Origin of the sequence: Nocardia sp. NPDC051990 (genome assembly GCF_040680755.1) — a bacterium.
Lineage (GTDB): Bacteria > Actinomycetota > Actinomycetes > Mycobacteriales > Mycobacteriaceae > Nocardia.
In genome coordinates this window covers 362,452-379,434 of sequence record NZ_JBFAXH010000001.1, presented here as the reverse complement: position 1 = coordinate 379,434, position 16,983 = coordinate 362,452, and the positions used below count along the sequence as shown (strand labels likewise).

16 protein-coding genes are annotated in these 16,983 nt (G+C 65.1%); 9 read left to right on the top strand and 7 right to left on the bottom strand.

Annotated elements, in window-relative coordinates:
* Positions 1–376 precede the first annotated feature (376 nt).
* Positions 377–1,000 (bottom strand): hemolysin III family protein, encoded by a 624-nt coding sequence (locus AB0L63_RS01800; protein ID WP_364493977.1) that lies wholly within the window; start codon positions 998–1,000, stop codon positions 377–379.
* A 270-nt stretch (positions 1,001–1,270) separates the two neighbouring features.
* On the opposite strand from AB0L63_RS01800, the gene AB0L63_RS01795 reads away from it, so the two are divergent.
* Together AB0L63_RS01795 and AB0L63_RS01790 are read left to right on the top strand one after the other, a co-directional pair.
* Complete coding sequence (locus AB0L63_RS01795) at positions 1,271–2,047, top strand: isoprenyl transferase (protein WP_364493191.1); 777 nt, start codon at positions 1,271–1,273, stop codon at positions 2,045–2,047.
* A gap of 139 nt (positions 2,048–2,186) precedes the next feature.
* Positions 2,187–2,738: a hypothetical protein gene (locus AB0L63_RS01790; RefSeq protein WP_364493975.1), complete on the top strand. Its 552-nt coding sequence runs from the start codon at positions 2,187–2,189 to the stop codon at positions 2,736–2,738.
* A gap of 3 nt (positions 2,739–2,741) precedes the next feature.
* Here AB0L63_RS01790 and coaA read toward each other — a convergent pair whose 3' ends face one another.
* Positions 2,742–3,674, bottom strand: coding sequence for a type I pantothenate kinase (gene coaA, locus AB0L63_RS01785; RefSeq protein ID WP_364493189.1), 933 nt, complete (start codon positions 3,672–3,674; stop codon positions 2,742–2,744).
* A gap of 176 nt (positions 3,675–3,850) precedes the next feature.
* Here coaA and AB0L63_RS01780 point away from each other — a divergent pair, with 176 nt between their 5' ends.
* Positions 3,851–5,047: a DUF885 domain-containing protein gene (locus AB0L63_RS01780; RefSeq protein WP_364493188.1), complete on the top strand. Its 1,197-nt coding sequence runs from the start codon at positions 3,851–3,853 to the stop codon at positions 5,045–5,047.
* A 475-nt stretch (positions 5,048–5,522) separates the two neighbouring features.
* Positions 5,523–6,818: a serine hydroxymethyltransferase gene (glyA, locus tag AB0L63_RS01775; protein WP_364493186.1), complete on the top strand. Its 1,296-nt coding sequence runs from the start codon at positions 5,523–5,525 to the stop codon at positions 6,816–6,818.
* A gap of 194 nt (positions 6,819–7,012) precedes the next feature.
* On the opposite strand, the gene AB0L63_RS01770 is transcribed toward glyA, so the two are convergent.
* The 3 genes from AB0L63_RS01770 to AB0L63_RS01760 form a co-directional block, all read right to left on the bottom strand.
* Positions 7,013–7,750, bottom strand: coding sequence for an ESX secretion-associated protein EspG (locus tag AB0L63_RS01770; RefSeq protein ID WP_364493184.1), 738 nt, complete (start codon positions 7,748–7,750; stop codon positions 7,013–7,015).
* Complete coding sequence (locus AB0L63_RS01765; RefSeq protein WP_364493182.1) at positions 7,750–8,967, bottom strand: hypothetical protein; 1,218 nt, start codon at positions 8,965–8,967, stop codon at positions 7,750–7,752. The genes AB0L63_RS01770 and AB0L63_RS01765 overlap by 1 nt, the downstream gene beginning before the upstream one ends.
* A 121-nt stretch (positions 8,968–9,088) precedes the next feature.
* On the bottom strand, positions 9,089–10,282 hold the full coding sequence (locus AB0L63_RS01760) for an FAD-dependent monooxygenase (protein WP_364493180.1): 1,194 nt from the start codon (positions 10,280–10,282) through the stop codon (positions 9,089–9,091).
* 113 nt (positions 10,283–10,395) lie between these two features.
* On the opposite strand from AB0L63_RS01760, the gene AB0L63_RS01755 reads away from it, so the two are divergent.
* Both AB0L63_RS01755 and AB0L63_RS01750 read left to right on the top strand, forming a co-directional pair.
* Positions 10,396–11,142: a TetR/AcrR family transcriptional regulator gene (locus AB0L63_RS01755; protein ID WP_364493178.1), complete on the top strand. Its 747-nt coding sequence runs from the start codon at positions 10,396–10,398 to the stop codon at positions 11,140–11,142.
* Positions 11,143–11,239: 97 nt separating this feature from the next.
* Entirely contained in the window at positions 11,240–11,659 is a 420-nt protein-coding gene (locus tag AB0L63_RS01750) for a limonene-1,2-epoxide hydrolase family protein (protein WP_364493176.1), read from the top strand.
* Between the two features lie 2 nt (positions 11,660–11,661).
* On the opposite strand, the gene AB0L63_RS01745 is transcribed toward AB0L63_RS01750, so the two are convergent.
* Positions 11,662–11,934, bottom strand: a complete 273-nt coding sequence (locus tag AB0L63_RS01745; protein ID WP_364493174.1) for a hypothetical protein — start codon at positions 11,932–11,934, stop codon at positions 11,662–11,664.
* Positions 11,935–12,247: 313 nt separating this feature from the next.
* On the opposite strand from AB0L63_RS01745, the gene AB0L63_RS01740 reads away from it, so the two are divergent.
* The 3 genes from AB0L63_RS01740 to AB0L63_RS01730 all read left to right on the top strand — a co-directional run bounded on the left by AB0L63_RS01740 (position 12,248) and on the right by AB0L63_RS01730 (position 15,413).
* Positions 12,248–13,642, top strand: a complete 1,395-nt coding sequence (locus tag AB0L63_RS01740; RefSeq protein ID WP_364493172.1) for a PhoH family protein — start codon at positions 12,248–12,250, stop codon at positions 13,640–13,642.
* A gap of 215 nt (positions 13,643–13,857) precedes the next feature.
* Positions 13,858–14,394, top strand: a complete 537-nt coding sequence (locus tag AB0L63_RS01735) for an esterase (protein ID WP_364493170.1) — start codon at positions 13,858–13,860, stop codon at positions 14,392–14,394.
* A 149-nt stretch (positions 14,395–14,543) separates the two neighbouring features.
* The gene (locus AB0L63_RS01730; protein WP_364493168.1) at positions 14,544–15,413 is read left to right on the top strand and encodes an acyl-ACP desaturase; all 870 of its coding nucleotides are present in this window, start codon (positions 14,544–14,546) and stop codon (positions 15,411–15,413) included.
* 69 nt (positions 15,414–15,482) lie between these two features.
* On the opposite strand, the gene AB0L63_RS01725 is transcribed toward AB0L63_RS01730, so the two are convergent.
* Positions 15,483–16,889: a class II fumarate hydratase gene (locus AB0L63_RS01725; RefSeq protein WP_364493166.1), complete on the bottom strand. Its 1,407-nt coding sequence runs from the start codon at positions 16,887–16,889 to the stop codon at positions 15,483–15,485.
* Between the last annotated feature and the right edge of the window lie 94 nt (positions 16,890–16,983).

Genomic DNA, 16,983 nt, shown 5'->3' with positions numbered 1-16,983 from the left:
TATCAACACTATTGCCTTGATCGCAGCAGCAGCACGAACGACCAGCATAGAACCAGCGCGACCACCAGTGGCAGTTTCCCGTGATCTCGTCGGACATATCGGCGAACACCGTCGACCAGAACGTCACCTGATAGCGCGAGCGCTCTCGTCGCGGGTTTCCCGGACCAGTCGATCGGCATAAGTGGAATCGAATGCAGTCTTCGCCGCCATGGGCCGCGATACCGAATGCCGCGGGCCGTGCCATCGCATCCGACGGCACGGCGCGCTCACCGCCCGCTCGGGGTGTTGTCTGCCCCGCCATCTTCCGGATCCGCATCGCTCCCCAACTCTATTGCCGCAAAGGGCAATTCGGCATGCCCACGATGTTCCTATGCGCTCAGCGCAGCACGACAAGGCAGATGGCGGCGTAGTGGCAGAGGGCGGCCAGGACGGTCGCGGCGTGGAAGAACTCATGGTGGCCGAAGACGGTGGGCCACGGATTCGGCCATTTGGTCGCATAGAGGATCGCGCCGCCGCTGTAGACCAGGCCGCCGATGAGCAGCAGGAGCAGCGGTGCGATTCCGATATTCGTATTGAGCTGCCCGGCCACCGGCACGATCGCCCAGCCGAGCAGCAGATACAGCGGCACCCCGACCCAGCGGGGAGCGGTCGGCCACAACAGTTTCAATGCCACACCGGCCAGCGCGCCGAGCCACACCACCAGCAGTAGTATCCGGCCCGTCCGCCCCGGCAGGCCGAGTAATGCGAACGGCGTATAGCTGCCCGCGATGAAGAGGAAGATCATCGAATGATCGGCGCGCTTCATCTGGACGCGTGTCTGCGCGGTCGCCCAGGTCACCCGGTGGTAGACGGCGCTGATCCCGAATAACCCGCACACGGTCAGCCCGTAGACCAGGGTGGACCAGCCTGCCGTCGCTGAGACGCGCGCTGCGCTCGAGACCAACACCAGCACCGCGATTGCCGCGATGCCGACCGCCCAGGTGTGAATCCAGCCCCGCATCCGTGGCTTGATCGGTGTCGCTGTGCCCGGGATCGCGACCGGTGTCGCATCGGCCGTGCGGACCAATTCGGACACGAGTTACCTCCTAGTGGTACCCGTCAGTAACCTACGGTGTCGTAAGTTGCGGTGCTCCGTAACTGTACCGGGAAACCCGCGACGCGCGCGACGGGTCCGGAGTCGGTAGTGCAGCGTGACCGCGGAGGGATTGCGCGCGCACATCGAACACAGCCGATGCCGGGATCGCGCCGCTGAGGCGTAGGGTGGGTCGCCGTGGAGCTTCCGAGTCCGGTGCGTTTGCCATACCGCATCTACGAGTCGCGGCTGTCCAAGCAGCTGACCGGCAAACAACATCCTCGGCACGTCGCGGTGATGTGCGATGGTAATCGGCGCTGGGCCAGAGAAAACGGCTTCACCGATGTGAGTCATGGACATCGGATCGGCGCGCTGAAGATCGCGGAGCTGGTCGGCTGGTGCGCGGACGAGGGCATTGAGATGGTGACCGTCTATCTGCTGTCCACCGAGAATCTGCAGCGCGATCCCGACGAACTGGAGACCCTGTTCGAGGTGATCACCGATGTCGTCGAGGAACTGTCCGCACCGGAGCAGAACTGGAGTGTGCGCATCGTCGGCACGCTCGACGGCTTTCCAGAGCTGGTCGCCAAGCGGCTGCGCACCGCGGCCGAACGCACCAGCGGACGCGACGGTGTACACGTGAATGTCGCGGTCGGCTACGGCGGTCGGCAAGAGATCGCGGACGCGGTCCGCAAGCTGGTCCGCCAGGAGATCGCGGCAGGGGAGACCGGCGAGGATCTGGTCCAGTCGATCACCGTGAACTCCATCGGCCAGCACCTCTACACCTCCGGTCAGCCGGATCCCGATCTGGTCATCCGAACCTCCGGTGAGCAGCGGCTTTCCGGGTTTTTGCTGTGGCAGAGCGCATACTCGGAAATATGGTTCACCGAGGCGTATTGGCCGGAATTCCGACGGGTGGACTTCCTGCGCGCCTTGCGCGACTATGCCGCTCGACATCGCCGGTTCGGTGTTTGATTTCTGTGTTCGATGGCCGCGCCTTCGGCGCGGACGCGAGACGGACCGCGAACGTCGCTCGTAAGACTCGCTCCGCTGTGGTTGCGTCGGCGACGACGGGTGGGGTCGAAAAGTGAACCCGCAGTGGGGCGATGGGGATATGTCCTACATCGGCTACGAGGAATTCGGGCGGCGCTTCCTGGCATACGCGGCTTCCGAGCAGCGCATCTTGGCAGCGTTTGCCCAGTTGACCGGTGCCGCCTTCGATTTCGGCCCGATCGGCGTCGGGCCCGCCAGATTGGCGAAGGTCTCCGCGCAGGTGCAACTCGGGGAACCGAAGCTGCAACGGTACGTCGACAAGGTCATCTCCTTCGAGCTGATCATTTCGCTCGATCTCGATCTACTGCTCGATCTCGCCATCGATCGGCACCGCTTCCAGGTCGACGGCAATATCCACCTGCACTTGACCGTGCGCACCGCCGAACCGTTGCGGATAATCATCGATATCGCCGAACCGCGCCCGAGCGACGTCCGCGTCAATGTGGCCACCGCCACCAGACGTGGCCAGCTGCTGCGCATCCTGGCCAGCGTCGACCATGAGATCCGACGCTTCGTCGCGCGCTACATCGCCACCGAAATCCGCAAACCGCATATCGCCGCGGTGCGTGATATCGATGTCGCCGCCCGGTTGGACGCGGCTTGGAAGTTATGACGCTCAGAGCTTGCGCAGCCGCAGCCGGTTGATGCTGTGGTCGGCGTCCTTGCGCAGCACCAGCGTCGCGCGCGGACGGGTGGGCAGGATGTTGTCCACCAGATTGGGCCGATTGGTGGAGTTCCAGATTTCCTTCGCGGCGGCTGTCGCCTGGTCGTCGGTGAAGCCCGCGTAGTGGTGAAAATGTGCGTTCGGATCGGCGAAGGCGGTCTCGCGCAGGGTGAGAAACCGTTGCACATACCAGTTCTCGATGTCCTCGATGCGCGCATCGACGTAGATCGAGAAGTCGAACAGATCCGAGACCATCAACCGTGGACCGGTCTGCAACACGTTGAGACCTTCCACGATGAGAATGTCGGGCTGAGTCACGCAGTGGAAATTGCCCGGCACGATGTCGTAGGAGATATGTGAATACACCGGTGCACATACTTCGGCCGCACCGGATTTCACCTCGGTGACGAAGCGCAGTAGTTTGCGGCGGTCGTAGCTTTCCGGAAAACCCTTGCGGTGCATGATGCCGCGCCGCGTCAGTTCCGCGGTGGGATATAGGAATCCGTCGGTTGTGACCAAATCCACACGCGGATGGTGATCCCATCGCGCGAGCAGGGCCTGAAGCACACGGGCGGTGGTGGATTTTCCGACCGCGACACTGCCGGCGACACCGATCACGAATGGCACCTGCTGATCGGGATGGGTCTCCCCGAGAAAGGTTGCGGTCGCCGCGAACAGCCGCTGACGTGCGGCGACTTGCAGATGAATGAGGCGAGCGAGCGGGAGGTAGACCTCGGCGACCTCTTCCAGATCGATCTGTTCGCCGAGGCCGCGAAGACCGATCAGTTCTTCCTCGGTGAGCACCAGGGGAGTCGATTTACGCAGGGTCCGCCACTGTTTCCGGTCGAATTCCACATACGGACTCGGCTCGCTCATTCGTGCCACTTACCCGACACTCCGTTCAGACAAACACGCATACGTCGCGCGCCGGCTGTATGAGATTCGGTCCAGCTCTTGCATAGCCGAATTCTGCTCTGCGTCAGCATCGTGTGAAACGCGGGGTGTCGATACCGGGTGGTAACGGTCGATGACGAGGCCGTCAGCGGCTAATGTCGGCGGGCATGGAAGCGCATCCCCTCGTGACCGAGTACCTGCGTCTCGGCTTGGCATTCGACCGGCTGGAGGACGGTTTCGTCGACGTCTATACCGGTGATCCCGCGCTGCGTCGCGAGGTCGAGAACGCGCCAGTGCCCGAACCGCGCGATTTGGCTCGGCGGGCGGGGGCATTGCGTGCGGAACTGCCCGCGGCCGGACTGTCGCGACAGCGGACCGAATTCCTCGATGCGCACCTGCGTGCGCTGGAATGCTCCGGTCGCAAGTTCGCCGGGGACGACATCGGGTTCGTCGATGAGGTGCGCGCCTACTTCGATGTCGATATCGCACCCGGCAATGTCGAGGACTACCGCGACGCGCACCGGCAGATGGACGATGTGCTACTCGGTGACGGCCCGCTCGCCGAGCGGGTGACCGCATTCCACAAGGCCGATGAGATTCCGCCGGAGCGGTTGAGTGTGTGCGTCGAGGCGTTCTCGAGTGCGCTGCGGGAACGGGTGCGCGAGCGTTTTCCACTGCCCGACCACGAGCACGTCACGTATGAGGTGGTGGGGGATAAGCCCTGGTCCGGCTTCAATTACTATCTGGGCAATTACCACTCCAGGGTGGCGATCAACTCCGATCTCAAACAGCATTTGGCGAATCTGCCCGGCCTCGTCGCGCACGAGTCCTATCCGGGACATCACACCGAGCACTGCCGCAAGGAGGCCGGCCTGGTCGCGAACGGACAGGCCGAGCAAACGCTGTTCCTCGTGAATACCCCGCAGTGCCTGATGGCGGAGGGGCTGGCGGATCTGGCGCTGCGCTCGATCGTCGGACCCGGTTGGGGCAAGTGGGCGCAGGAGATCTACGCCGATCTTGGTCTGCGTTTCGAAGGGGAACGCGCCGAACAGCTTTCGAATGCCTCGGCCGCATTGCTCGGGGTCCGGCAGGATGCCGCGCTACTGCTGCACGATCAGCACCGCGATGTCGATGAGGTCGTCGGATTCCTGCAGCGCTGGGGCCTGACCACCCAGGAACGCGCCCGTCAGTCCCTGCGCTTCCTGTCCTCGCCCCTCTGGCGCGCCTACATCAGTACCTACGTCGAGGGCTACCGCCTGCTCGGTAGCTGGCTGGATCGCGCCGTCGACGCCGACGACCGCGCCGACCGCTTCTGCCGCCTCCTCGACGAACCCCTCACCCCAGGGGCGCTCCGCGCCATGTGATTACCGGATGACGGCGCTGCCGCCACTCCTGGAGATGGTGCAGTTCAACTGGGACAGGGCGACGCAGTAGGCATCGAGTGGGACGTCGGGATCGAGACCAGGTTCAGCATGGCGTCTCCTCGGGGTGTGGACAATCTTGGTCGCTATAGCGGGTATGCCCGAGCGCTGAAATCCGCTCGGCCGCTCGACGATGCGCAAGTCCACCTCACCCCCTTGTTGCGGTCCGGTGTACCCGGGGCTCGACAGGGCTCGGCCCGCCGTGTGCCGCCGGATAAGATGAGGCCACGCGACTGGCGCACTCGAGGTGGAAGCAACCACCGGGAAGCACCCTCGCCCCGCACCGCGCGCCTGGGTGCCGGGCCCATGGGCTTCGGGGTGCGCATCCCGAAGCATCCGGACTACGGAGGTTGCGATGCACACCGAGACACAGAGCCCCCTGATCGGCGCGGCGCGGACGGCCAATAGACTCGACCGGGTGACGCAGACGACCGCCTCTGTCAATTCCCAATCCCTCGGTGAGCTCGATCCGGAGCTCGCTGCCGCGATGGCAGGCGAACTCGCCCGCGAACGCGACACCCTCGAGATGATCGCCTCGGAGAACTTCGTGCCGCGCGCGGTGCTGCAGGCGCAGGGCAGCGTGCTCACCAACAAGTACGCCGAGGGCTACCCGGGCCGTCGCTACTACGGCGGCTGCGAGCACGTCGATGTCGTCGAAACCCTCGCCCGCGATCGCGCCAAGGAACTCTTCGGCGCCGAATTCGCCAATGTGCAGCCGCATTCCGGCGCGCAGGCGAATGCCGCGGTACTGATGGCGCTGATGGAGCCCGGCGACCGGCTGCTCGGCCTCGACCTCGCGCACGGCGGTCACCTCACCCACGGCATGCGGCTGAACTTCTCCGGCAAGCTCTACGAGGTGCACTCGTACGGGGTCAGCAAGGAAGACCACCGCATCGATATGGAGGAGCTGCGCAAGACCGCGCTCAGCTCGCGTCCGAAGGTGATCGTCGCCGGTTGGTCGGCCTACCCGCGGCACCAGGATTTCGCCGCATTCCGGGAGATCGCCGATGAGGTCGGCGCGAAGCTGTGGGTCGATATGGCGCACTTCGCCGGTCTGGTCGCGGCCGGTCTGCACCCCTCGCCGGTGCCTTACGCCGATGTGGTGTCCTCCACCGTGCACAAGACCCTGGGCGGTCCGCGTTCCGGGCTGATCCTGGCCAAGCAGGAGTACGCCAAGAAGCTCAACAGCTCGGTGTTCCCTGGTCAGCAGGGCGGTCCGCTCATGCATGTGATCGCCGCCAAGGCGGTCGCGTTCAAGATCGCCGCGAGCGCCGAATTCAAGGAACGTCAGGAGCGCACCCTGTCGGGTGCCAAGATCCTGGCCGAGCGGCTCGGCGGCGCGGATGTCAAGGACAAGGGCATCAGCGTGCTCACCGGCGGGACCGATGTGCACCTCGTGCTGGTCGACCTGCGCAACTCCGAGATCGACGGTCAGCAGGGTGAGGATCTGCTGCACGAAATCGGAATCACCGTCAACCGCAATGCAGTTCCATTCGACCCGCGCCCGCCGATGGTGACCTCCGGCCTGCGTATCGGCACCGCCGCGCTTGCCACCCGCGGCTTCGGCGATGCCGAATTCACCGAGGTCGCCGACATCATCGCCACCGCACTCGCCGGCGGCTCCGATGTCGACACCCTGCGCGCCCGCGTCACCAAACTGGCCCGGGACCTACCCCTCTACAACGGCCTCGAGGACTGGCACCTGCTCGGCTGAGCCCGGCTTCGATCCGCCTGGGAATCCAGCCGCGCACCAACGGCCCCCGTTCGCACGCGGCGGTCCCCCTAGCAACCAAGATCAAGTGGAATCCATGGCGGCATTGCCCGAGAAGGCCCGCCACCAGCGCCACCTGATCTTGATCACTTCGATTGCTCTGCGGTGCGATCACCCCCGCGTGGCGCTGGGGTGGGCTACTGGTCCATGCGGACTTTCGCTCGGACGATGGACTCGTCGAGGTACCGGGCGATATCGGCGCTGGTACCGGGGCGGATCATGAGTGCGTGGTTGGCGGGAACTTCGCAGTAGCGCCCCGCCTTCGTGTCGATCCAGCGGAGTTTCCCGGTGCACAGGGGGTCGGCATTGCGCGGGCCGACCAGGACTGTGGCGGTGCCGCTGGTATCGCAGGGTTGGCGCCAGAAGCGGCGGTAGCGATCCTGGATGGCGCAGGACGGGGAGTTGCCGAAGGGGTCGGGGCGGTCGTCGTTGAGATCGTCCAGGAGATAACTCTTTTCGGCCGCGGTGCCGGATGGCGGATCGGGGAGCAGGCGGATCAGTTCGGTGGCGAGTTGGTCGACGCGGACCCGGCGCAGCCGCACCTTGCCGCCATCCGGTGCCGGTGCTTGCAGCGCGATGACGCCCGGTCCGGTGCGGGTGGCGCAGCCGATGGCGCGCAGTTCGAGCCCGCCGCGGGTGTTGTCGATGCCGAAGAGTTCGATGCGCCACTCGGGTCTGGCGAGCACCCCGATGGCGCGCTGTAGCGAAGCATTGTCCTCGCGGGCCAGCTCCGTGCGGAATTGTCGCTGGTAGGCGCGATATTCGTGGAGTCCGGGAAAGCGGCTGGTGAAGCGAAACGGAAAGGGCATGCGATCGAGGCCGGTGCCGAACCAGGCCGCCGCGAACTGCTCGGCGGACAAGGTCCACTGCGTCATCATTGCGCCCCCAGGACGGGCGGCACGGTCTTCTCGACCTCGCCGATCAGCTGCTCGCCGTGCTCTTCGGTGCGCAGGTACGTCGCCGACTTGTGCTCACCGTCCTCGCCCCGTCGGCCACGCGCGCTCGGCGGATACATCCCGGAGTATCCGGCGGTACCCGTGGCGCTCACCCGACTCGGCGTACTGGTGGCGGGATGAGCCGCCGTGGCTCCCGGTGTGGTGCCTGGCACCGACTTGCCAGGACTCGGAGTCCCGCCGGTATCGGGCGTACCACCTGGACTGGGCGGATTGCCGGGACTGGTGGAGGCGCCCGCCACGTTCGAGATCCCCGGCGCGATCCCGGCGGACGTGCTGGTGGTCGGTGGCATCGGCGGACCGACCGCCGAGGGGATGGTCGAACTCGTGGACGTATACGCCGTCGAGGCTGGCGCGGTCGACGAGCCATTGTTCTGAGTTGACACAATAGATTGCGGGGCAACAGCTTCGTGTCTACCCGTCCCTTCCAGAGCCCCGTTGCCTTCCACCTTGCCGGTGTCCTCGGCCTGACCGGTTTCTTCCGCCTTGCCGGTCTGCTCGGCCGCGCCGGTCTGCTCGGCCACACCCGTTCCTTCGCTCCCACTGGTGCCCTCCGCGTTACCCGGATTCCCAGCCTTAGCCGAATCCTCGGTCCCACCGGGCGAAATCCTTGGAACCACCCCCGGCCGCACGGAAATCGGATCAACCGGCGGCGGCAACGTCGGAATCGACGGCGCTGTATTCCCATACGGCTGGATATACAGCGTGCTCATATCATCCCGAGCCTGCTCCTCCTGCGAATTCCGCAACTCCGTCCCCCGCGGGTTATCCGAGGTATCCACCACCGGCGGCACCGCCACCTTGAACCGCCCCGCGGCACTCGCCGCCGCCGATAGCGGCGTCGACTGCTGATCCAGCGACTCACCCAGCTCACCGACGCGCGCGGCATACTCCCGAATGCCACGCACCGCCCGATCGGCCGCCGCGCCCTCCCAATGTTGGTCCACCGCTTGCTGAATCGCGGTTTCGAACTGCTGCCCGGCCTTGGTCACCGCTGCCGCGATGGCGGCCCAGGCATCGAACGCGCCGTCCAGTTCGTCCGGATTCATCCGGTCGGCCGCCTGTTTGATCTCCGCGTGCGAAAAGTTCTGCGCGTTCTCGGGATTGGTGATCGCGCGGCCGTCCATCTGTGCTGTCATGGCCGAGGCAGCCCCTTCCGTCAGTGCCGTCTGACTCTTTAGACGCACTCGACCCCACCCCGGTTCCATCGAAACAGAGCCGATTCCGCCAGACCATGCGGTCGGCCGAAGGGTGCCGGTGTCAGTTCGCCTTGGCGGCCGCGACCAGCGCAGGGTAGTCCGGCAGCTCGATGGTCTTGACGTTCTCGGTCATTTTCACCATCTTGTCGAACATCCACGAGTGCAGGAACCAGTTGCGGAACTTGATGCCGAGCGCGGTCTTCGGCGCGAAGAAGCGGCCCGCATTGCTGTAGTCCGCGAGTTTGCCGAGCGAGTGCATGAGCTCGTCGTAGCGCGCGAAGGCCGTCCGGTAGTCGCCGTCGGCGAGCGCGAGTTCCCCGGCCATGATGTAGGCGCCCTGCACCGCGAGGCCGGTTCCGAAGCCGCCCAGGGTATTTCCGTAACCCGAATCGCCGACCAGCGCGACCCGGCCCCGGCTGTAACTCTTCATCTTGCGCACCATGCTGATCGAGTCCAGGAAGAAGTTGTCGAACTCCGCCATTTCGGCGAGCATGCGTGGCGCCTCCCAGCCGACGTCGGCGAAGGTCTCCTCGATGATGTGTCGCTGCGCCTCGATGTCGTCACGGGCATAGTCGAGTTCGGACGAGGCGAAGATGTAGAGCTGCTGTGTCTTCGAGCCGCCGGTGATAACGCATCTGCCCGGCTCGTTGTAGCCGTAGGCCGTCATCCGCTCGGGGGTACCTTCGGACTTGGTCGCCCATGGGCTCGCGCCCGCGACGCAGTAGTAGTGGCCGAGGTGCTTGACGAATTCCTTTTCCGGTCCGAACGCCAGACGCCGTACCCGCGAATGGATTCCATCGGCGCCGAAGACCAGATCGAAGCCGCCCGGCGCGCCCTTGTCGAATTCGACCCACACACCGTCGTCGGTCTCGGTCAGCGCGCTGATCGAGTCGCCGAATACGTATTCGCAGTTCTGGTAGGTCTTTTCGTACATGATCCGCGCCAGGTCCCCGCGCAGGATCTCCACGTCGCCGCCGGCGAAATCGCCGGACACGACGGCCAACTGGGCGCCGTCCTCATCGACGAACACGGTGTCGGTGGTGCCAGTCCGGTGTGCGTAGATCTGGTCCAGGATGCCCATCCGCTCGAGCACCTTGTGGTGCGTTTCGCCGGTGAAGTCGACGGCTTGGCCGCCGGAACGCAACCGCGGTGCGCGCTCGACCACGGTGACCTCGAAGCCGTAGCGGCTGAGCCAATAGGCGAGTGCGGGGCCGGCGATGCTCGCGCCGGAGATGAGAACGGTCTTGTTGCGCATGATGTCTCCAAGGTCGGTATCTGTGTCCGATGGAATCTGTATCCGAAGGACACGCAAATTAGCGTATGGTGGACACAGTTACTTGTCAACGCGCAATGCGTAAGGATGTGGAAATGCCTGCACCGACCACCATCGAACTGCTCTGGGGCGCCACGCAGCGGCCCAAGCGCGGCCCCAAGCCCGCGCTGTCACTGGAGGGGATCGTCGCGGAGGCCATCGCCCTGGCCGATGCCGAAGGGCTGGCGAACCTGTCCATGCAGCGGCTGGCCGAACGCCTCGGCTTCACCAAGATGTCGCTGTATCGGTATGTGCCGGGCAAGGAGCAGCTCACCGCGCTGATGGTGGATACCGCGATCGGGGATCCGCCGGATATCATTGCGACGCACCAGGATTCGGATGAGCAGCAGTGGCGGGCCGGACTGCGCCGCTGGGCCGAGACGCTCTTCGAGCGCTACCGCGCGCACCCCTGGTCGATCGGTCTGACCATTGGCGCGCGTGCGATCGGCCCGCATGAGATGGGCTGGATGAATGCCGCGCTGACGGCGCTCGACGGCACCGGGTTGACCGGCCCCGAGCAACTGGACACCATCGTGCTGCTCAACGGGCACATCCGCAGTCTGGTGCAGCAGGTGACGACCGCGGACCGGCAGGAGACGGCGCAGCAGATCGCGGGCCAGTTCGTCGCGATGATGGCCGCCGCCGGTGACCGGTTTCCCCTGGTCTCCGCAGCCTTCGCCGAGGAGGCCGCCGCCACCGGCGAACCACCCGATGGCGAGGGCCCGGGGGATGCGTTGAGCTTCGGCATCGACCGAATTCTCGATGGTCTGGGTGTCCTTATCGCCGACCGCCGCCGACCGTAGCGGCATAGGCTCAGTGCATGAGTGAGCGCAGCGAGCGAACATCAACACAGCCGACGAGGTCGGTCATGCCGGAGCCGAGCGTCAGCGAGGTGCCGGCATGAGCGACGAACTCGAACTCGAGCAGGACGCGATCACGACGGTGCGAGAGTTCTTCGCCGCACTCGAGATCGGTGCGGTGGAGGAGGCGCTGGAGCTCCTGCACCCCGATGTCGTCTGGAAGAACACCTCATTGCCGACAGTCGGCGGCGGCCTCACTCGCAAGATCCTGCGCGGGCTGAACCGCGACACCATCGGCTTCGCCGCCGAGATGCATCACATCGCCGCCGACGGCGACTTCGTACTGACCGACCGCACCGATATCCTGCGCGTCGGCCCGCTACGGATCGCATTCTGGGTCTGCGGCACCTTCGAACTGTGCGACGGCCGAATCATCCTGTGGCACGACCACTTCAGCTGGGAGAACTTCCTGCGCGGCACTGCCGTCGGCCTCGTCCGCGCCGCATTGCCTCAGCGCTGAACTCAGGTGTGTTTGGTGAGGTAATCGAGGTAGTAGGGGCGCAGGACTTCGGCGATCCGGCCGTCGCCCGCGTGGATGTAGTCGTCGATCATCGGCAATACATATTTGATATCGGCCTCGCTCTCGCCGAGATCGCCCGCGGCCGCCTCGGCGGCGGGGATCGACTTCAGTAGCCGCCACAGATATTTGATGTCGCCGCGCCGCGCCGCAAGCCGGACCGCACGGTCGTGCAGTTCCTTGGACGACAGCTTTTCCAACTCCTCGTTACCGGCCATACCTGCGACTCTATCCCTCGTACCCTGGCCTTTCGAGTGACCGGCAGGCAATTGCGGTCGTGCGGTTAACGACAAATTCACGGACACGCCTACCGGTGCCCGAGCGCGGACCGTGCAGTCGGCGGTAGCGTCGTTGGTGCGGGCCGCGTAGGTGTGGCTCGTACGGGAGGTCCTGAACCGTGACTGAGCTGATCAGTACGAGGGGGCCGGCACCCGGCCCTTGTGGCATCTGACGCAAGTCGGATCCCATCAGGACGGACCGGTCCAGCGAGATCGTTCGTGCGGGTGCCGCGCGAACATAAAGGAGCCCACCGTGACTGCTGCACGCTCCGTTCCCGCTCCCTCGGCGCACTCCAGCTCCGCGAAAGGCGAAGCCGCCGCGAAGGGGGCCCGCCCCTCGCATTCCCAGAATTCCGGTGCGAAATCCTTCGTCATCGACACCTCGGTTCTCCTGTCGGATCCCTGGGCTTTTACCAGGTTCGGCGAACACGATGTCGTATTACCGCTGGTCGTGATCAGCGAACTCGAAGGCAAACGCCATCATCACGAACTGGGCTGGTTCGCGCGGGAAGCCCTGCGCAACCTCGACGATCTGCGTCTGCGGCACGGCAGGCTGGATCAGCAGGTGCCGATCGGCACCGAGGGCGGAACGCTGCAGGTGGAACTCAACCACACCGACCCCGCGGTACTCCCGGTCGGATTCCGCACCGACACCAATGACTCCCGCATCCTGGCCTGTGCGCTCAATCTGGCGGCCGAGGGCCGTCAGGTGGTGCTGGTATCCAAGGATATTCCCTTGCGCGTCAAGGCGAGTGCGGTGGGTTTGCACGCCGACGAATACCACGCCCAGGACGTGGTGACCTCCGGCTGGTCCGGAATGGCGGAGATCGATGTCGCCAAAACACTGATCGATCAGCTCTACAGCGACGCTGTGATCGATCTGGACGAGGCGCGGGAACTGCCGTGCCACACCGGAATCCGGTTGCTCAGCGCAAGCTCCAGTGCCCTGGGCCGGGTCACGCCGGACAAGCGGGTGCAGTTGGTACGTGAACGTGAGGCGTTCGGACTGCACGGTCGTTCGGCCGAACAGCGCATCGCGCTGGATCTGCTGTTGGACGAGAGCGTCGGCATCGTCTCGCTCGGCGGCCGGGCCGGTACCGGCAAGTCGGCGCTGGCCTTGACGGCCGGTTTGGAGGCGGTGCTCGAGCGGCGCACACAACGCAAGGTGGTGGTGTTCCGTCCGCTGTACGCGGTCGGTGGGCAGGATCTCGGCTATCTGCCGGGATCGGAGAGCGAGAAGATGGGCCCGTGGGCACAGGCGGTCTTCGACACCCTCGACGGGCTGGCCAGTCGCGAGGTGATGGAGGAGGTGCTCAGCCGCGATATGTTGGAAGTCTTGCCGCTCACCCACATTCGCGGTCGCTCGCTGCACGATTCGTTCGTGATCGTGGATGAGGCGCAGTCGCTGGAGCGCAATGTCCTGCTGACGGTGCTCAGCCGACTGGGCACCGGATCGCGCGTCGTGCTCACCCACGATGTGGCCCAGCGCGACAATCTGCGGGTCGGCCGGCACGACGGTGTCGCCGCGGTGATCGAAAAGCTCAAGGGGCACCCGCTTTTCGCGCACATCACGCTGACCCGTAGCGAACGGTCGCCGATCGCGGCGCTGGTGACCGAGATGTTGGAGGAGTATGGCCCGAGCGCATAGCGGGTAGCAGCAACCATCCAGTGTGTGTTTCCAGTCACAATTGAGCGGGTAGTATTCGCGTGATACCTGTTCATCAACGGCCCGGCGAGTCTTACCTGGATTCGCCGGGCCGTTGCCGGGCATCGACCTAGCCGTAGCGACTGCTTGCAGGTCGCTCGAAACAACACAGCCGCGACGTCACCGCGTCTGCGGTAGCCACTTTCGAGAGGATGGAAATGCACCACTTCGCTCGACGAACGGCTGGATTCATCGCGGTCACCGCGGCCGCGGCACTGCTGCTGTCCGCCGGCTGCAGCAAGGACGACGACAAGGACAAGAGCAGCGCCGCATCCATGACGACCACCACAGCGGCGGCCCACGGCGAGGAGCATATGTCGGGCGCCGCGGAGGAGACCAAGATCGCCACCCAGGGCGGCGATATCACCGTATCCGGCATCATCTTCGACAAGTACGTGCAGTCCGGCGGTCCGGCCGGTCCACTCGGCGCGCCGCTGAAGACACAGGAGGATGCCCCCAACGACGGCAAGTGGCAGGACTTCACCGGCGGCGCAATCGTCTGGAGCAAGGACAACGGCGCGCACATCGTCTGGGGCGAAATCCGCAAGGCATGGGAGGACATCGGCGGTCCAGACGGCACGCTCGGCTACCCGATCAGCGACGAGAAGGACATCCCCGGCGGCAAGCAGAGCGACTTCGTCGACGGCACTATCACCTGGGTGGACGGCAATACGACCGTCACGCCGAAGTCCTGATCCCGGCCCCGGCGTCCGAGCGTTCGCGTGTCACCATTGGTGAGTACTCGCGGTTCGCTCGAAAGACCTGGTGCTTGTACGCTCGGACGCCGGTACCGATCCCTATTCGTAGATCCCCGCATCGCGGGCCCAGCCGCTAGGTTGTGCTAGTGCAAACTCTGTTGACCGATCGCGAACTACTCGCGTCCCTCGCCGACGAGGTGGAGCTGAATTTGCGCCGCCATGTCGCCGCCGCCGACGGGTGGCAGCCGCACGAATATGTGCCGTGGGACGATGGCCGCAATTTCGGGTTCCTCGGCGGAATCGATTGGGAGCCTGAGCAATCCGAGTTGAGCGAGACCGCCAAGCTGGCGTTGACGGTCAGTGTGCTCATAGCCGACAACCTGCCCTCGTACCACCGTGAGGTCGGCAAATACCTGCGCACCGGATCGTGGTGGCGCTGGGTCGGCCGGTGGACGGCCGAGGAGAACCGACACGAGATCCTGATTCGCAACTACCTCATGGTCACCCGGTCGGTCGACCCGGTGCAGTTGGAGCGGTTGCGGATGGACCAGATGACCAAGGGCTTCCGGCGTCCCGCCCTGCACCTGCTCGACGTGCTCGCCACCTGTGCGTTCGAGGAGGCGGCGGCCGCTATCCGGCATCGCAACACCGCGGCTCTCGGGGAGAACGAGATGGTCACGGCCATCGCCGAGCGCATCGCAACCGACGATGAACTGCAGTCGATCTTCTTCGCCGACCTGGTCGGCGCGGCGTTCGGTATCGCACCGGATCAGACCATGCGCGCCATCACCGACAGCGTGCTGCGATTCCAGGTGCCGACGGTGACGTTGCCCGATGGGCGCAGCAGCGACGATGCGCTGGCCGAGGCGGGCATCTACGACCGCGCCAAGGAGGGGGAATTGGTTTTCGGTCCGCTGCTGAAGCGCTGGGAGTTCTTCACCCGCACCGATATCGGTGCAGAGGGCGAGAAGGCACGCGCGGAACTCGCGCAGCTGCGGACCGGATCGTTGGCCTGATTCGGGCCCTCGTGGTCATTGATGCCGGTCGGCGCACGGTTTGTGCGCCGACCGGTTTCTCGATTCCGGCTACTTTCCATCCTCGGCCTTGGCCATCGACAGCACATCCAAACGGCGATCGAGTTCTTCCAGGGTGAGCTGCTCGTCGAGCAGACCGCGATCGATAACGGTCTGGCGGATGGTCTTCTTTTGCCGCAGCGCCTCTTTCGCGACCGCGGCCGCCTCTTCGTAACCGATAGCGGAATTCAGCGGCGTCACAATCGACGGTGACGATTCCGCGAGAGTGCGCAGATGATCCTCGTTCGCGACCAGTCCGCGAACGCACTTATCGGCGAACAGCCGGGACACATTGGCGAGCAGCCGAATCGACTCGAGCAGATTGCGCGCCATCACCGGGATGTAGACATTCAACTCGAACGCGCCGCTCGCACCGGAGAACGCGACGGTCGCGTCATTGCCGATCACCTGCGCGGCGACCTGCGTAACCGCCTCGGGCAGTACCGGATTCACCTTGCCCGGCATGATCGAACTGCCGGGCTGCAGATCGGGCAGCTGGAGTTCGCCGAGACCGGTCAGCGGGCCCGAACCCATCCAACGAATATCGTTGGCGATCTTGGTGAGGCTCACCGCGATGGTGCGCAGTGCACCGGACGCCTCGACCAGACCGTCACGGGCAGCCTGCGCCTCGAAGTGATCCTGTGCCTCGGAGAGTGCATCGATATCGGTCGCCAGCACGAGCTCGGCAACGACCTTCGCGCCGAAACCCGCGGGCGCGTTGAGTCCCGTGCCGACCGCGGTGCCGCCGATGGGCAGCTCGCCGAGCCGCGGCAGTACCGCTGTAATGCGTTCGATGCCCGCCGCTACCTGGCGGGTATAGCCGCCGAACTCCTGGCCGAGAGTCACCGGTACGGCGTCCATGAGGTGAGTGCGGCCGGACTTCACCATCGTGCGCCATTCGGTCGACTTGTCCAGCAGCGCCAGGCGCAGGTGGTCCAGCGCCGGGATCAGATCCTTGATCGCGGCCTCGGTGGCGGCCAGATGGGTGGCGGTGGGGAAGGTGTCGTTCGACGACTGCGACATATTCACGTCGTCGTTCGGGTGCACCGTCACGCCGTTGGCGTTCGCGATCGAGGCGATCACCTCGTTGGCGTTCATATTCGAGCTGGTGCCCGAGCCGGTCTGGAAGACATCGATCGGGAACTGGTCGTCGTGCAGACCGTCGGCGATCTCGTTGGCGGCGGCGATAATCGCATCCGCCTTGGTCGGATCGAGCAGTCCCAGATCCTTGTTCACCTTGGCACACGCCGCCTTGAGCAGGCCGAGGGCGCGGATCTGCGCCCGCTCCAACCCACGCCCGCTGATCGGAAAGTTCTCCACGGCCCGCTGGGTCTGTGCCCGCCACAACGCGTGCACGGGAACCCGAACTTCCCCCATGGTGTCGTGCTCGATGCGGTACTGCGTCTCCTCGGTCGTCATAATCCCGACCCTATGCCGCAGACGACCGCCATGGGGCTGCCACGCCTGAGGGGATTGGCACACCCCACGCGGTGCCGCTGCGGGAATAGGGGAT

Coding starts and splice junctions, on each gene's coding strand:
- AB0L63_RS01800 (WP_364493977.1), bottom strand. CDS start 1,000: ATGCGGGGCTGGATTCACACCTGGGCGGTCGGCATCGCGGCAATCGCG.
- AB0L63_RS01790 (WP_364493975.1), top strand. CDS start 2,187: ATGTCCTACATCGGCTACGAGGAATTCGGGCGGCGCTTCCTGGCATAC.
- AB0L63_RS01780 (WP_364493188.1), top strand. CDS start 3,851: ATGGAAGCGCATCCCCTCGTGACCGAGTACCTGCGTCTCGGCTTGGCA.
- AB0L63_RS01770 (WP_364493184.1), bottom strand. CDS start 7,750: ATGACGCAGTGGACCTTGTCCGCCGAGCAGTTCGCGGCGGCCTGGTTC.
- AB0L63_RS01765 (WP_364493182.1), bottom strand. CDS start 8,967: ATGACAGCACAGATGGACGGCCGCGCGATCACCAATCCCGAGAACGCG.
- AB0L63_RS01760 (WP_364493180.1), bottom strand. CDS start 10,282: ATGCGCAACAAGACCGTTCTCATCTCCGGCGCGAGCATCGCCGGCCCC.
- AB0L63_RS01755 (WP_364493178.1), top strand. CDS start 10,396: ATGCCTGCACCGACCACCATCGAACTGCTCTGGGGCGCCACGCAGCGG.
- AB0L63_RS01750 (WP_364493176.1), top strand. CDS start 11,240: ATGAGCGACGAACTCGAACTCGAGCAGGACGCGATCACGACGGTGCGA.
- AB0L63_RS01745 (WP_364493174.1), bottom strand. CDS start 11,934: ATGGCCGGTAACGAGGAGTTGGAAAAGCTGTCGTCCAAGGAACTGCAC.
- AB0L63_RS01735 (WP_364493170.1), top strand. CDS start 13,858: ATGCACCACTTCGCTCGACGAACGGCTGGATTCATCGCGGTCACCGCG.
- AB0L63_RS01725 (WP_364493166.1), bottom strand. CDS start 16,889: ATGACGACCGAGGAGACGCAGTACCGCATCGAGCACGACACCATGGGG.